Here is a 15,012-nt window from a genome sequence, read left to right as displayed (position 1 = left end):
TCTTTTGATTTTTGTTTCAGCTCGGCTTGTTGCCCGGGTTCTGCAAACGGAATTTCTCTTTGCGTTCGATCTGAACCACCTGGGCGTTGTGCACGGTGATCTCCACCGCCCCAAAGCGCAGATCGCGCAGTGCGCTCTGGATCTCGCGCAAAATGGTTGCTTCATCCTGGCCGTCAACGCTACGTAGAGATGCGCTCATGGTGCTGCTCCTTCAATGAGATGTGCCTGGCAGTGGCGGCACTGCTTGCGGCGTGAGAGCAATAGTAGATAGGCGCAGATATTCTTAAAAATACTATTTAAGAATGTTTATATAACCGAAAGACATTATTTGACGGAGCAAGGGGTTGCGCGGAGGTTGAGCGCCGAAGATCAAAAGATCGTAGCGTGTAGGAGCTGCCGCAGGCCGCGATCTTTTGATGTTTAACGAATGACCGGCGCCCGCGCCCAGTCCAGCTCATGAGCCGGCATCGGTCGACCGAACCAATACCCCTGCCCCAGATCGCAACCCTGCTCGAGCAAAAATGCCGCCTGCTCAACCTGCTCGATGCCTTCAGCGTGCACCTGCATGCCCATGCTTTGCGCAAGGGCGATGATCACTCGAACGATCGCCGCGTCATCCTCATCCCACGGCAGGCCGGCGACAAAACCCTGGTCGATCTTGAGCTTTTGCACCGGCAGACGCTTGAGCCGCAGCAGCGACGAATAACCGGTGCCGAAGTCATCGATAGCCAGCCGCACACCCAATTCACGCAAGCGGTGCATTTGTTCCAGCGCCACTTCCGGATCGTCCATCACCGCGCTTTCGGTCACTTCCAGTTCCAGACACGCCGGGTCCAACCCCGTGTCGTGCAGCACTTGGGCCACCCGTTCAAACAGCTCGCGTCGGGCAAACAGCCGCGTCGAGACGTTCACCGCGATAAACGACAGCACCACCCCGGCCTTCTGCCAGGCACACATCTGCTGACAGGCCCGTTGCATTACCCAGGCATCGATTTCGGCGATCAACCCGGTGCGCTCGGCAATCGGAATGAACTCGCCCGGCGCCACCAACCCGCGTTGCGGATGCTGCCAGCGAACCAGCGCTTCAACGCCAATCAAGCGGCGGGTTGTGAGGTCGTGCACCGGCTGGTAGTAAACCCGCAACTCCTGCTGCTCCAGCGCGCGACGCAATTCAAAAGCCATCTCGACCCGGTGCTGGGCGTGAGCCGTCAGTTCCTCGGTGTACAAGGCATAGCCGTCGCGCCCCGAGTTCTTGGCCTTGAACAGCGCCGAATCAGCGTTGCGCAGCAATTGTTCGGCGCTCAGTGCGTCGCTGGGAAACAGACTGATACCGACGCTGGCGTTGATGAACAACGGGTGAGCGTCGATGACGAACGGCTCTTTCAAACCATCGATGATCCGCTGCGCCAACGCGGCCGCCTGCACCAGTTGCGGACAGCTCTCAGCCAGCACGGCAAACTCGTCGCCACCCAAGCGCGCCAGCGTAATGCCGGGGCCGAACATGCCTTGCAGGCGCACCGCCACGGCTTTCAGCAACTGATCGCCGACGTTATGCCCGAGGCTGTCATTGATCATCTTGAAATGGTCCAGATCGATCATCAGCAACGCGCAACCACGCTTGTGGGTCTGCGCCGAAGCAAGCGCCTGCTCGACGCGATCGCTGAACAGCAGACGATTGGGCAGGTCGGTCAGCGGGTCGTGGTGAGCCAGATGCGCGAGTTCGTGCTCGGAATTCTTGATCGCGCTGATGTCGGAAAACACCGCCACGTAGTGGCTCGGCTGGCTGTGGTCATCGTGAATGACCCGGATGGTCTGCCATTGCGGGTAAATCTCACCGCTTTTACGCCGGTTCCAGATCTCGCCGCTCCATTCGCTGGTGCAGTTCAGACTCTGGAACATTTCTTGATAGAAATCTGGCGGATGGTGGCCGGACTTGAACAGGCTGGGCCTATGGCCCAACACCTCTTCGGCCTGATAACCGGTGATTTCCATGAAGGCCCGATTGACGTGGACGATCAACCCCTCGCGGTCAGTGACCAACACCCCTTCGCGCGTGCAATCGAACACCGCCTGCGCCTGGCGCAATCGTGCGCGATCTTCATTACGGTGGCGCAATTTGGCGCCGATCCCGAGAAAACCCAGCAACCGTGCCCGGGCAATGAAGATAAACCCGGCGCTCAGCACTACCCAGGCATAACCGTTGATCAGTTGCCATCGCTGAAGATCAGCGGATTCATCGAATATATTGGTTAATAAATAACCAGTGAATTCCAGCCAAACGACAGAAAACACCAGGTAGAGCAGCGCTGCACGCAAAGCATCGCGATAAGAAGCAGACATTCGACGGTCCATGTCCCTACAAAAAAGGTTGGAATTATAGATTAAAGAAACATCCAGCCACTCTTATCTGAAAGGGCGACTGGTTTTATCTGTGTGCTGAGTGATAATGCGCCTGCTGTTTTTTCTTTATCGAGGGCCATACAGCCTATGTGGTACGAAGGTTTACTCGGCTTGTCGCCCTGGCAACTGGTGGCAGTCACCCTGTTAATGACCCACATCACCATCGTGGGCGTCACGGTTTATCTGCATCGCTATTCAGCCCATCGCTCCCTTGAGCTCAATGCCGGCCTGAAACACTTTTTCCGCTTCTGGCTGTGGCTGACCACGGCGCAGAACACCCGCGAGTGGACCGCTATCCACCGCAAGCACCACGCCAAATGCGAAACCGTCGATGACCCGCACAGCCCGGTGATCAAAGGTCTGTCCACGGTCTTGCGCAAAGGGGCCGAGCTGTACCGCGCCGAAGCGGAGAACGCCGAAACCCTGCGCATCTACGGCAAGAACTGCCCCGAAGACTGGATCGAACGCAACCTCTACAGCCGCTATCCGCTGCTGGGCGTGGCGATCATGGGCGTCATCGACCTGCTGCTGTTCGGCACCATCGGCATCACCGTCTGGGCGGTCCAGATGATGTGGATCCCGGTGTGGGCCGCTGGCGTGGTCAATGGCCTGGGCCATGCCGTTGGCTACCGCAACTTCGAATGCCGTGATGCGGCGACCAATCTGGTGCCCTGGGGCATTCTGATCGGTGGTGAAGAACTGCATAACAACCATCACACCTACCCTAACTCGGCAAAACTGTCGGTGAAGAAGTGGGAATTCGACCTCGGCTGGGCATGGATCCAGGTCTTCAGCTTCCTGCGTCTGGCCAAGGTTCAGCGTGTTGCGCCGATCGCCCACCGTGTCGAAGGCAAAGGCAGCCTGGACATGGACACCGCCATGGCGATCCTCAACAACCGCTTCCAGATCATGGCCCAATACCGCAAGCTGGTGATTGGCCCACTGGTCAAGCAAGAGCTGGAAAAGGTCGACCATTCGGTTCGCCATCAATTCCATCGCGCCAAGCGCCTGCTCTCGCGTGAAACCAGCCTGCTGGATGACAAGCACCATGTGCGGATCCAGACCATGCTCGAGCACAGCCAGGCGCTGAAGGTAATTTACGAGAAACGTCTGGCCTTGCAGCAGATCTGGATCAAGACCAGCTCAAATGGCCACGACATGCTGGCGGCGATCAAGGACTGGGTCCATGAAGCCGAAGCCAGCGGTATTCAATCGCTGCGCGACTTCGCCAACCAGTTGAAAACCTACTCGCTACGCCCTGCCTGACACCGTTGATCGGTGCGCCCCGTTCGCGGGCGCACCCTTCGGAACTAAGCTTCAAATCCCCTATCTCAAAGAGCACTTCGCCACCCAGGCGGGCTTTGTTGTGGCCGCTGTCGAACTCGCGGCACGCCCTTTGAGATATGTGCCGATGGTCAATAAGAATCCACAAGACCTGCCCCTCCCTCAGTGGCCCGAGGCCGCGCAAACCCTGATGGCCTTGATGCATGCCCAGGGCGAAGTCGCGCGCCTGAGCGAGCGTGAGCAGTTGTTCAGTTCGTTGCTGGTCAGCGTCAACGCCATACTCTGGGCATTCAACTGGGAAACACGTCAGGTGCTGTATGTCAGCCCGGCCTATGAACGGATTTTCGGTCGTTCGGCCGGCCTGCTGCTGGCCGACTATCACCAATGGCGCGACAGCATTTACCCGGATGACCTGAACTACGCCGAACGCAGCCTGGCCCAGGTGCTGGAAAAAGGCGCCGTTGAAGACCGCGAGTACCGAATCATCGCCGCCGACGGCCAGGTGCGCTGGCTCAGCGATAAATGCTTTATCAATCGCCAGGCCGAACCCGGACAACCGCTGATTGTGGTCGGTTTCGCCGAGGACATTACCGAAAAGAAACAGCTGGAAACCGAGCTGCAACGCCTCGCTACCACCGATATGCTGACCCAAAGCAGCAACCGCCGACACTTCTTCGAGTGCGCCAGCCGCGAGTTCGAACAAGCGCGGCTGCAAGGTTCATCGCTGGCGTTTCTGCTGCTGGATATCGATGACTTCAAGCTCATCAACGATACGTACGGCCACCCGCAAGGCGACCAGGTGCTGCAACAGCTCGCCGAATGCGGGCGCGCTGCGTTGCGCCGTGGCGACCTGTTCGGGCGAATTGGTGGTGAAGAATTTGCGGCAGTGTTTCCCGGTTGTACGCCGGACATGGCAAGGCACGTCGCCGAGCGTCTGCAACAGGAAGTTCAGCGCTTGAGCTTCAGCCATGAAGGCCAGACCTTCGGCATCACCGTCAGCCAGGGCCTGACCAGCCTCATCGCCGACGATGAAACCCTCGACAACCTCTACACCCGCGCCGACGCCGCGATGTATGAAGCCAAACGCCAGGGCAAGAACCGGATCATCTGCGGCTGACAGGCTCAACACCGTCCCCCTGTGGGAGCGAGCAAGCTCGCTCCCACAGGGTTTGTGCAAAGCTTACTTTTTGCGCAAGCGCAGCAATTCCGGCAGGCCGATCTTGAGCAGGCGCGCTGTTCGGCTTTTCGCCAGCTCTTCAACGCCTTCATGCTCGGTCAGTCGTGCAAGTTGCGCCGCCATGTTCATCACCAGCGCTTCCCGGGAGTAAACCCCGCCACCGAGCTGATAGACCGCTGCAATCAACTCCCGCAGCTCCAGCGGAAGCCGCCAGCGGGTGCGCAACGCAGAACCGTAGGCCGCGCCAAATTCAGCCAGCGCGTCGCCGACCTCCTCCAGCTCATCCAGTTCGCCCCCCGCCTGCATCCACTCCTGCAAACAACGCAGCAGCGCCAGATCGCCGAGGCGATGAAGCATGCCGGCGCAATAACAACGCTCCTGATCGAGATCGAGCAAGCGCGCCAGGGTCCGTCCGTACTCGGCAGTGTGCAGTGACAGCTGCCAGTAGCGCTCGGCGTAATCGGCCAGGCACGGATCGCTCAGCTTCGCACTACGCTTGAGGGCCAGGCCAAGGATCAGGTTCATGCTTTGCCCGGTGCCCAGACGATGCAAAGCCTGGGACACGGTCTGCACGGTGTCACCAAGGTGTTGCGCGGCGCTGTTGGCGGCGGCAATCAACACAGCGGTGATCTGCGGGTCGGTGCGCACTTCCTCTTCCAGCAGCTTCAGATCGAGGCCATTGGGGTTCAGGCTGCGCTTGACTGCCAGTTGCACGTCGGTAAGCAGCGGCGCACCGTCCGCCAGCTCACGCCGACGCTCAAGGAAAGTCGACAAGGTCATGCCAGGCGCCAGCGCCGGGACATCACAGGAAACTGTCTGACCCGCGCTCAGCAACAAGTCCTGCAGACGTTGCGTCAGGCCTTCCATGTTCAGGGGTTTGGTCAGATAGGCCGTCGGCGCCAGCGGCAACGCCTCGCGCACGCTGGCGCTGTCGTTGCGGCTGCTCATCAAAATGAACGGCAACACCGGGTTCCGTCGCCGCTGACGCACGCTACGCAGCAAGCCCAGGCCATCAACACCGGGAAGCTCCCAATCGGCGATCACCAGGTCGTAGGGATGTTCGCTCAGCAGCTCCAGCGCTTGCCGGCCATCGGCGCACAGGTCGAGCCGTGCGTCACAGCGCACGTGCAACAACACCTGCTCGAGCAGGTCTCGAGACCAAGGGTCAGCCTCGGCGATCAGTACTCGCGGCACAGCAGGTAAATCAACAGCGGTCATCAGTTCACTCCGAGGTAATGCCTGCACCTTAGACAATGCAGGCAATTCGATACAGCGCAAAAGCCGCCGATGTGTTTCAAGAGACAAAAAAAACCCGCCGAAGCGGGTTTTTTGTCGATCAGGTCACACTTGGCAATCAGAGCTCGGAGAAGCACTCTTCGATGATCGCCAGACCTTTGTCCAGTTGCTCGTCCGGCGAGGTCAGCGGCACCAGTACACGCAACACGTTGCCGTAAGTACCGCACGACAGCAGGATCAGACCCTTGTCGCGCGCCTTGGCCACAACTTGGGCGACGGCGGCGGCGTTAGGCTTGTGGCTGTCGCCGTTTTCGAACAGCTCAACCGCGATCATCGCGCCCAGGGCACGCACGTCACCGATCACCGGGTACTTGGCCTGGATGGCCTTGAGGCCAGTCACCAGACGCTCGCCGACGGCTTTGCAGCGATCCAGCAGGTGCTCTTCTTCGAACACTTCCATCACCGCCAGCGCAGCGGCGCAAGCGATCGGGCTACCGGCGTAAGTGCCGCCCAGGCCGCCTGGAGCGATGGCGTCCATGTATTCAGCCTTGCCGCACACACCGGCCAGCGGGAAACCGCCAGCGATGGATTTGGCGAAGGTGGTCAGGTCGGCAGCAACGCCCATCTGTTCCATGGCGAAGAAGGTGCCGGTACGACCAGCGCCAGTTTGTACTTCGTCGGCGATCAACAGAATGCCGTGCTGGTCGCACAGGGCGCGCAGACGCTTCATGAACTCTTTAGGCGCGACGTAGAAACCACCTTCGCCCTGAACCGGCTCGATGATGATGGCAGCGATGTCACGCGGCTCGGCGTCGTTCTTGAAGATGCGCTCGATGCTGGCGATCGAATCGTCGATGCTCACGCCATGCAGTTCGTTCGGGTACAACGCACGGAAGATGCCGCCTGGCATCAGGCCCATGCCGGCCGAGTAAGGCACGACTTTACCGGTCAGGCCCAGGGTCATCATGGTGCGGCCGTGATAAGCGCCGGTGAAGGCGATCACGCCGGCACGGCCAGTAGCGGCACGAGCGATCTTGATGGAGTTTTCCACGGCTTCGGAGCCGGTGGTCACCAGCAGGGTTTTCTTGGCGAAATCACCTGGAACCTTGGCGTTCACTTTCTCGCACAGTTCTACGTACGGTTCGTAAGCCAGTACCTGGAAGCAGGTGTGAGTCAGCTTGTTCAGCTGCGCGGTCACGGCGGCGATGATTTTCGGGTGCAGGTGACCGGTGTTCAGCACGGCGATACCGCCGGCGAAGTCGATGAACTCGCGACCTTCAACGTCGGTCACGGTGGCGTTCTTCGCCGAGTCGGCGAAGATCGGGTGAATCTGGCCAACACCGCGTGGTACAGCGGCTTCGCGGCGTTTCATCAGGGATGCGTTGGTCTTGCTCATAAAGTCCTCATTCACCGCTCATCGGGCGGCGTGGTCCAAGGAATACGTGGCGGGGAGGCAACTACGGCAGCATGCGATGATCGACTGCCACAGCTTTCCCGGCCACCGAGAAATAACGTTTGAAGCCCGCAAAGGGACAGCGCTCTCGTGCCCTTTGCGTTTAATTCCTTACCTGATCAGATGCCCAGGCAGAGGTATTTGATTTCCAGGTAATCTTCGATGCCGTACTTGGAGCCTTCACGGCCCAGGCCCGAGGCCTTGATGCCGCCGAACGGCGCGACTTCGTTGGAGATCAACCCGGTGTTGACGCCGACCATACCGTATTCCAGGGCTTCAGCCACACGGAACACACGACCCAGGTCACGCGCATAGAAGTACGAGGCCAGACCGAACTCGGTGTCGTTCGACATCGCGATCACTTCAGCTTCGTCTTTGAAGCGGAACAGTGGCGCCAATGGACCGAAGGTTTCTTCCTTGGCCACCGCAGCGCTCTTCGGCACGTTGGTCAGGATGGTCGGTTCGAAGAAGTTGCCTTCCATGACCTTGCCACCCGCCAGCAGCGTTGCGCCTTTGCTCAAGGCATCGGCAATGTGCTCCTGAACCTTGGCCACGGCCTTGCCGTCGATCAGCGGACCGGTGGTAGTGCCTTCTTCCAGACCGTTGCCGATCTTGAGTTTGGCCACGGCCACTTTGAGTTTTTCAGCGAACGCGTCGTACACCGAATCCTGAATGTACAGACGGTTGGCGCAGACGCAGGTCTGGCCGTTGTTGCGGTACTTGGAAATGATCGCGCCTTCGACGGCCTTATCCAGGTCCGCGTCGTCGAACACGATGAACGGTGCGTTACCGCCCAGTTCCAGGGAAACTTTCTTGATGTCCTTGGCACATTCGGCCATCAGCTGACGACCGATTTCGGTCGAGCCGGTGAAGGACAGCTTGCGCACGATCGGGTTGCTGGTCAGCTCGCTGCCGATGTCGCCGGCGCTGCCGGTCACCACGCTCAGCACGCCTTTCGGGATACCGGCACGCTGGGCCAGTTCAGCCAGGGCGAAGGCAGAGTAAGGCGTTTGCGAAGCAGGCTTGAGCACCATGGTGCAGCCGGCGGCCAGGGCCGGGCCGGCTTTACGGGTGATCATCGCAGCCGGGAAGTTCCACGGCGTGATCGCAGCGGTCACGCCGATTGGCTGCTTGATCACGATCAGACGCTTGTCTGGCTGGTGGCCCGGAATCACGTCACCGTAGATGCGCTTGGCTTCTTCGGCGAACCACTCAATGAAGGACGCGGCGTAGACGATTTCGCCCTTGGCTTCAGCCAATGGCTTGCCCTGCTCCAGAGTCATCAGGCGAGCCAGGTCGTCCTGGTTCTCAATGATCAGCTCGAACCAGCGACGCAGCTTGTTCGCGCGTTCCTTGGCGGTCAGTGCACGCCAGGCCGGCAGCGCTTTGTCAGCGGCTTCGATTGCACGGCGGGTTTCGGCAGCGCCCATTTTCGGCACGGTGCCCAGAATTTCGCCCGTTGCCGGGTTGGTGACGTTGATCGTCTGACCACTGTCCGCATCGACCCAAGCGCCATCAATGAAGGCTTGCTGGCGGAACAACAGGGTGTCTTTAAGCTGCATGTCGGCTTTCCTTAACAGCACCGCGCACGCGCGGAGCAAATTATGATTGTAGAAAGGCGCCTTGAAGGCTGCCGTCAGGGAAATCATTCACCGGGCTGAAGCACATAAATAGCGCACTATTGAAGCTCGTGCGGTTCAGCACCCAGACAAGAGCGTTTGAAATCTCAAACGAATCCTAGGATCAAAGGGGGTAAAGGACAATAGGCTGTTCGAAAAAAAGAACGAAAACGCCGCATTTGCCTTGTTTTTCTGATCAACGTAGCAAACACTCATTCGGCGGGCGCGAAACATCAGGCTATTCAGCAGCATGGACGCCCGCAGCGCATATGAGTATCATGGCGCCCGCGCTGCACCAGTAGCTCAGCTGGATAGAGTACTGCCCTCCGAAGGCAGGGGTCGTGGGTTCGAATCCCGCCTGGTGCACCATCTTCTTTCCCTTGTATGACAAGGGTTTGCCATACCGCCAGTACCTGGCGACTCACACCCGCCGCGCGCCAGTTGCCTCACTTCCTCTGCGTTACCTACCGTCCCTGTTCAGGGCAAGCCTCCGACATCGTGAATGCGATCGTCATGTGACTCACGCCGCCATCGTTTACGCGCATGCAGATAGGCAGCCAGGTCCCCGTAACCCAGTTGACTGGCAATTTGCGCGCGGTTCTCACCCAGAAATTCAAGATGCTGCTCCAGCTCGGCCCTCACCAGGTCCAGCAGCAGGCGGAACGTCATGCCTTGCTCTTCCATGCGCCGGCGCAGGGTCCGCGGGCTCTGGTGTAGAGCCTCTGCCTGATTTTCCAGGCTGGGTACCACGCCGCGCGCCAGGCTTTGTCGCATGCCGGCCGCGACTTTTCCGGTCCAGCCGTTGAGTTGGAGATGCCGAGCGATCCGTCGATCCATTTCACTGCGCAACAACTCCGCCATCCCGTCGTGTCGCGTCAGCAGGGGTAGCCGCAAGACGGCCTGGTCGTAATACAGGCAGTTATGCGCGCAATCAAACGCGATGTTATCCCCGAACCATCGGGTGTATTCGGCGTGGTAGATCGGCCGCGGATGGGCGAAGTGAGCCCGCACCGGCTGGACAGGTTCGCCCGTGGCTTTGCGTAGTTGGGTCACGGCCATCACGCAGTAATGTTCCACCACGTAGCGGGCCAGTTTGGCGGGTGCGTCGATACGCAGCTCTACGCCCAGGCCATGGGCATCGCTGATCAGCTTGACGCTGTCCATGTCCGACGCCAGCCCTGCATAGTCACCCCAGCACCGGATAGCGCCGCTGACGTCCGGGCAATACATACAGATGTACGTCAGCTCGTGGCAGTCCTGCGGGGAGAACTCGGCGAACAGGTGCAGGCCAATGGCGGGATCTTGTTGTGCTGCCGCCGTCCACAATTGCTCGAGTTCAAGCAGGCTGTAATCGCGCCGGTTACTGCGTGTCTGCTTATGCAGTACACGTTCCAGAACTTGCCCGAGCTGACCCCGATGAAAGCGACGGGCTGGCTGATTGGCCTCTTCTCGAGTGATTTTGTCCATTTCGCACATGTTGTCCGGAAGGCTCATGGTTTCTTATTGCTCAGGCAATGCCCAAGTCGGGCCTGACTCGAGATTGCCATGAATACAATAATGCTCGCCAACAATCCAATTCTGGTCGTCGCCGGGATTTTCCTGGGTTTCATTCTGCTGGAAATCGCGTGCGCCTGTTTCCGCCAACCCAAAGGCCAGCGCCGCGATACGCTGATCGAGGTCATCGGTTCGTCGCTCCTGCTGGGTGTCACCTTTCCATTGGTGATGTTCCTCAGCAACCTGTTGCTCGGCGGTCTGGCCCCTCAACTCAAGAACAGCCTGGCCAACATTCACTGGCTGGCAGGCCTTGGGTTGTTTCTGGTGTTCGATGACTTGACCCAGTACTGGTGGCATCGCCTGACCCATCGGCTGCCGTTTCTCTATGCCCTGCATCGCGCTCACCATTCGGCGCCCTACATGAGCATTCGCATCGTTTACCGAAACAACAGCTTTTACTACCTGCTGATGCCAGGTATCTGGCTGTCCGGAGCACTCATCTATCTGGGCCTGGCACCGGTTTACTACGGTTACCTGATCGTCAAGATGACGGTGATCTTCGCCGCACACAGCAGCGTCGCCTGGGATGAAAAACTCTACCGTATTCCGGCCTTACGTCCGCTGATGTGGGTCCTCGAACGAACCATTTCGACCCCCGCCACCCATGCGGCCCATCATGGTTTGAACGCCAATGACGGCGTGACCCACTACAAGGGAAACTTCGGCAACCTGTTGTTCTTCTGGGACGTGCTGTTCGGTACGGCCAAGATCACTCGGCGTCGTCCCTCAACCTACGGCATTGAGGATCTGCATCCGGTGACGTGGCAGCAAGAGCTGTTCTGGCCGGTGGTTCGTTCGCCAAAGCGTGTGCGGCAAGGCGATTTCAAGCAAGAGAAAAAAGAACACTCGATATCGTCTGAGTCTTGAGTTTGGAATTTGTTTTAGATGCCAGGAAAGAGGATCACCAGTCGACCTCTTGAGAACAATAGTCGGCTATCAGCGAACATGTCAGCCACCTCTTCGCCGAGGGCGAACTCGCGGAAAATTCAGTTGTTCGGTTTTACCGAACAAGAACGATTTTGCTCGGCAGCGACTTGATCAATGAGCGTGTCCAGCTCCGCAAATACCGTATCGGCGTCTATCGCTGGACGTGGGTCATTGCGGCTGGCGGCTATCGCTTCGCGTATTTCAGCAGCTTGTAACCGATCCAGAAGCTGTTGATAAGCCGCCTGGGGTAAAAGATAGGCCGCTGGGCGGTTATGATTGAGCACTGCCACGGGCTCAGACCCAGCCTGCTCGATCACGGTGCTCGGGCTGCGCTTGAGTTCCGTGATGCTGACTGAGCGGCTAGCGAGTAGTTGCTCCATGAGCAGGCTCCAAGGTACTTAAAAAGGTACCTGATAGTGCTCGATTTATAGTGCAAGGGTCAACGCACTTCTGACCAACTGCCAGCCACACCAAGGGACCGATTTGCACATCGCGCCGGAGTAAAAACGCGACGTTGTATCGGGCACCCTATTTAACCGATAAGGATTGGCCAATCCGCCAATTGAGTGATTTTTGCACGGACGTTTTTTAGTCGTACTCATCGCCTTGGGCTTGTTGGCAGGTTGCTCAACCACACCGCCAAGAGAGCAAAGCAACCTTTGCAGCATCTACCGCCAATACCCGGCCTGGTACGAAGATTCACTGAAGATGGAGAAGGCCTGGGGCCTGCCGCCGCATGTGGCGATGGCGATCATCAAACAGGAAAGCAGCTTTGTGCACGATGCCCTTCCACCGCGCGACTATTTGCTGTGGGTCATTCCCTGGGGACGGGTCAGCTCGGCGTATGGCTATGCCCAGGCGCAAGATCCGGTGTGGGGCGAGTACAAGAGCGCGACCGGCAACGGCGGATCGCGTGACAACTTTGACGACGCGATCATGTTCGTCGGCTGGTACGTCGCCGGCACTCAGCGCCAGTTGGGTGTTTCCAAGTGGGATGCCTACAGCCAGTACCTTGCCTACCATGAAGGACGTGGCGGGTTCAGTCGCCAGAGTTATCTACAGAAGCCCTGGTTGGTGCAAGTGGCGCGCAAGGTCGAGCAACAGGCGAAAGATTATGGCTGGCAACTCAGGCAATGCAGGGGCGAATTAGAGAGCAACCGCAGTTGGTGGTAGTTAGAGTCACGCCTTCGACGGCTTTTCATCCACGATATCCACCTCGGCAGACGCCTCTTGGTCGTCATCCTCTTCATCGTCATCAAGAAGAAAGTCCTTGCGAGCTTCAGTAATCGCTCGGCGCATTTCTTCGCCCTTGATCGGGCAGTTGAGCATTTGGGCAATGCGGTCGATTCGTTGTGTCACGGCTGGCCTCCAACGCACCAGTAATTGGCTTGATAGTGCTCGCTTTCGACGAACGACGCCAATGCCCTGAACGCTCAGACCGCAATAGCCCTGTAAAACTTTCAGTCAAACCTTACCGCAGCTCACGTCACAGGCATCTGATCGTCATTTGCCGCCAACACCAACGCCTTCTGCTGCACCAGTGAGGTCGGCGGGTGCAACTGCTTCTGGAGCTCGGGATCGATGCGCAAGAAGCGTGGGACAACGTGGCTGACGTCGCCGGCTTCGTTGTTGTGGATCACCATGGTTCCCAGATCGCGCAGCTGAGCCAAATGCTCTTCGGTCAGGTTGAAGCTTATGCTCAAGCCTTTGTCATCGACCACCGGCGCCGGCATGCGGCGCTGGGCGAAACTTTTGCTCTTGCGGTGCTGGTAACGCGCCCAGGAGATCAGGACCACCGCGTTGAACAGCGCCACCCACAAGTAGATTTGCAGCGTGCCGAGGGCGTCGAGCATCGTCGATTCAAGACGCAATCCTTCATGGGTATCAATCAATGGCCAGAGGCCGCTTACCAGCAGGTACAGCAAGCCGATCCAGGCCAATACCGTGAAAAAGACATCGATGAAGACCAGAAATGGTCGTTGACGGGTTCTGATGATTTTCATTTGCTGAACTCCTCGTCATCGTCATCGTCATTCAGCGGCTTGATGCCACGGTCGGGACTGACCCAGCGCGCGCGTTTCTGATGTTGGCCAAACAGTACTTTGGGGAAGCTGACCAGGGTGGTGAGCAGGCTGATGAACCAGAACACCAGCGGATACCAGACCACCCAGAACATGGTTTTCCACAGACCGCGCTCGTAACGTCGGTCGATCAGGATACTGACCGCGAACTGCAGCAGGCAGACCATCGCCAGCAACAGCCCGGTGAAGGCAGGCGGCATCAGGTGGTGTACGGCAATCGCGTCCGGCATCTCGATGAACTTGCCCAGGCCCCAGAAAATCACCGACAGCAAGAAGGTAAAGGCCCAGCCGGTGGACAGGCAGTATTCGAACAACAATGGCCAGAGGTAGCGATGACGGTATTGCCAGATGCCGCGGATGTTTTTGAACAGCACCTCGGCGCCGCCCTGGGCCCAGCGCAAACGCTGCTTCCACAACCCGGACAGGGTTTCCGGCATCAGAATCCAGCACAGTGCGCGTGGCTCGTAGAAGATGCTCCAGTGATCCAGTTGCAGCTTCCAACTGATGTCGATGTCTTCGGTGATCATGTCCGGGCTCCAATAGCCGACCCGATGCAACGCCGAACGACGGAACGCCACAATCACCCCGGACACGGTAAAAATCCGCCCGAAAACCCGTTGGGTGCGCTTGATCAAACCGATGATCGAAGAGAACTCGCCGACCTGAACACGCCCGACCAGCGTTGAACGGGTTCGAATCCGTGGGTTGCCGGTCACCGCACCAAGCCGGGCGTTGTCCAACATAGGAGCCACCAGATAGGCCGCCGTGTTCGGCGCGAGCAAGGCATCACCGTCGATGCACACCAGGTACTCACTGCGCGCGGCAATGGCGCCCATGCGCAACGCCACCGCTTTACCCTGGTTTTCTGCCAGGTGCAGCACCCGCAGGCGCGGGTCTTCGGCAGCGAGGGCATCGAGGACGGCGGCGGTGTTGTCCTTGGAACCGTCGTTGATGGCGATCACTTCGATGTTCGGGTAATGCTGACCCAGCGCTGCGTGAATGGTATCCGCCGCGTTGTCGCCCTCGTTGTAGCAAGGGATCAGGATCGAAATCAGCGGTTCGCCCGCCAGCGGCGGTGGTAGCGTATCGTCCTTCCACGGCCAGTGGCGCTCCCAGTGCAGCCAGAAATACAGGCCACCGGCGATCCACAGTCCGGACATGAACAGCGGATAGAAAAACACGAAGTCCATCAAGAATTGCCCGGTGACCAGAAAGATCAGCCCCAGGGGAATCCCCAGGACGATCGCCAGGACCAGCAGAGCTAGAAGTCTATCCAGCATG

The 15,012-nt window shown here is 58.7% G+C and carries 14 protein-coding genes and 1 tRNA gene; 5 read left to right on the top strand and 10 right to left on the bottom strand.

Annotated features, from left to right (window positions below; all coding sequences use genetic code 11):
- Positions 1-16 precede the first annotated feature (16 nt).
- Positions 17-199 (bottom strand): sulfur starvation response protein OscA, encoded by a 183-nt coding sequence (gene oscA / locus AC1RKH_RS26205; protein WP_007941032.1) that lies wholly within the window; start codon positions 197-199, stop codon positions 17-19.
- Positions 200-420: 221 nt separating this feature from the next.
- A complete protein-coding gene (dibA, locus tag AC1RKH_RS26200) occupies positions 421-2,340 on the bottom strand; it encodes a phosphodiesterase DibA (RefSeq protein WP_493064203.1) in 1,920 nt (639 codons plus the stop codon).
- A 147-nt stretch (positions 2,341-2,487) separates the two neighbouring features.
- On the opposite strand from dibA, the gene desA reads away from it, so the two are divergent.
- Both desA and AC1RKH_RS26190 read left to right on the top strand, forming a co-directional pair.
- Positions 2,488-3,666 carry a delta-9 fatty acid desaturase DesA gene (gene desA, locus AC1RKH_RS26195; protein WP_493064204.1) on the top strand — a complete coding sequence of 393 codons (1,179 nt, stop codon included), beginning with the start codon at positions 2,488-2,490 and terminating at the stop codon, positions 3,664-3,666.
- 145 nt (positions 3,667-3,811) lie between these two features.
- Positions 3,812-4,801, top strand: a complete 990-nt coding sequence (locus AC1RKH_RS26190; protein ID WP_493064205.1) for a GGDEF domain-containing protein — start codon at positions 3,812-3,814, stop codon at positions 4,799-4,801.
- 63 nt (positions 4,802-4,864) lie between these two features.
- Here AC1RKH_RS26190 and AC1RKH_RS26185 read toward each other — a convergent pair whose 3' ends face one another.
- The 3 genes from AC1RKH_RS26185 to gabD all read right to left on the bottom strand — a co-directional run bounded on the left by AC1RKH_RS26185 (position 4,865) and on the right by gabD (position 9,112).
- Positions 4,865-6,079: an HDOD domain-containing protein gene (locus AC1RKH_RS26185; protein ID WP_493064206.1), complete on the bottom strand. Its 1,215-nt coding sequence runs from the start codon at positions 6,077-6,079 to the stop codon at positions 4,865-4,867.
- A 136-nt stretch (positions 6,080-6,215) separates the two neighbouring features.
- Positions 6,216-7,493, bottom strand: a complete 1,278-nt coding sequence (gabT, locus tag AC1RKH_RS26180) for a 4-aminobutyrate--2-oxoglutarate transaminase (protein ID WP_493064207.1) — start codon at positions 7,491-7,493, stop codon at positions 6,216-6,218.
- A gap of 176 nt (positions 7,494-7,669) precedes the next feature.
- On the bottom strand, positions 7,670-9,112 hold the full coding sequence (gene gabD, locus AC1RKH_RS26175) for an NADP-dependent succinate-semialdehyde dehydrogenase (RefSeq protein WP_123581446.1): 1,443 nt from the start codon (positions 9,110-9,112) through the stop codon (positions 7,670-7,672).
- Between the two features lie 349 nt (positions 9,113-9,461).
- On the opposite strand from gabD, the gene AC1RKH_RS26170 reads away from it, so the two are divergent.
- Positions 9,462-9,538: transfer RNA gene (locus AC1RKH_RS26170), tRNA-Arg, on the top strand.
- A gap of 108 nt (positions 9,539-9,646) precedes the next feature.
- Here the strand turns inward: AC1RKH_RS26170 and AC1RKH_RS26165 are convergent.
- The gene (locus AC1RKH_RS26165) at positions 9,647-10,645 is read right to left on the bottom strand and encodes an AraC family transcriptional regulator ligand-binding domain-containing protein (protein ID WP_493064254.1); all 999 of its coding nucleotides are present in this window, start codon (positions 10,643-10,645) and stop codon (positions 9,647-9,649) included.
- Between the two features lie 69 nt (positions 10,646-10,714).
- Here AC1RKH_RS26165 and AC1RKH_RS26160 point away from each other — a divergent pair, with 69 nt between their 5' ends.
- Entirely contained in the window at positions 10,715-11,590 is an 876-nt protein-coding gene (locus AC1RKH_RS26160) for a sterol desaturase family protein (RefSeq protein WP_493064208.1), read from the top strand.
- A gap of 119 nt (positions 11,591-11,709) precedes the next feature.
- Here the strand turns inward: AC1RKH_RS26160 and AC1RKH_RS26155 are convergent, their stop codons facing one another.
- The gene (locus tag AC1RKH_RS26155) at positions 11,710-12,030 is read right to left on the bottom strand and encodes a type II toxin-antitoxin system prevent-host-death family antitoxin (protein WP_493064209.1); all 321 of its coding nucleotides are present in this window, start codon (positions 12,028-12,030) and stop codon (positions 11,710-11,712) included.
- Positions 12,031-12,223: 193 nt separating this feature from the next.
- On the opposite strand from AC1RKH_RS26155, the gene AC1RKH_RS26150 reads away from it, so the two are divergent.
- The gene (locus tag AC1RKH_RS26150; RefSeq protein WP_493064210.1) at positions 12,224-12,823 is read left to right on the top strand and encodes a transglycosylase SLT domain-containing protein; all 600 of its coding nucleotides are present in this window, start codon (positions 12,224-12,226) and stop codon (positions 12,821-12,823) included.
- A gap of 6 nt (positions 12,824-12,829) precedes the next feature.
- Here the strand turns inward: AC1RKH_RS26150 and AC1RKH_RS26145 are convergent, their stop codons facing one another.
- The 3 genes from AC1RKH_RS26145 to pgaC form a co-directional block, all read right to left on the bottom strand.
- A complete protein-coding gene (locus tag AC1RKH_RS26145; protein ID WP_493064211.1) occupies positions 12,830-13,009 on the bottom strand; it encodes a hypothetical protein in 180 nt (59 codons plus the stop codon).
- Positions 13,010-13,131: 122 nt separating this feature from the next.
- Positions 13,132-13,653, bottom strand: coding sequence for a poly-beta-1,6-N-acetyl-D-glucosamine biosynthesis protein PgaD (gene pgaD, locus AC1RKH_RS26140; protein WP_493064212.1), 522 nt, complete (start codon positions 13,651-13,653; stop codon positions 13,132-13,134).
- Positions 13,650-15,011 carry a poly-beta-1,6-N-acetyl-D-glucosamine synthase gene (gene pgaC, locus AC1RKH_RS26135; RefSeq protein WP_493064213.1) on the bottom strand — a complete coding sequence of 454 codons (1,362 nt, stop codon included), beginning with the start codon at positions 15,009-15,011 and terminating at the stop codon, positions 13,650-13,652. The genes pgaD and pgaC overlap by 4 nt, the downstream gene beginning before the upstream one ends.
- Position 15,012: the final 1 nt, after the last annotated feature.

The organism is Pseudomonas sp. GW822-FHT06B12, from assembly GCF_058799675.1.
Note: the sequence above shows the minus strand (reverse complement) of the source record. Positions and strands in the feature narration are given on the sequence as shown.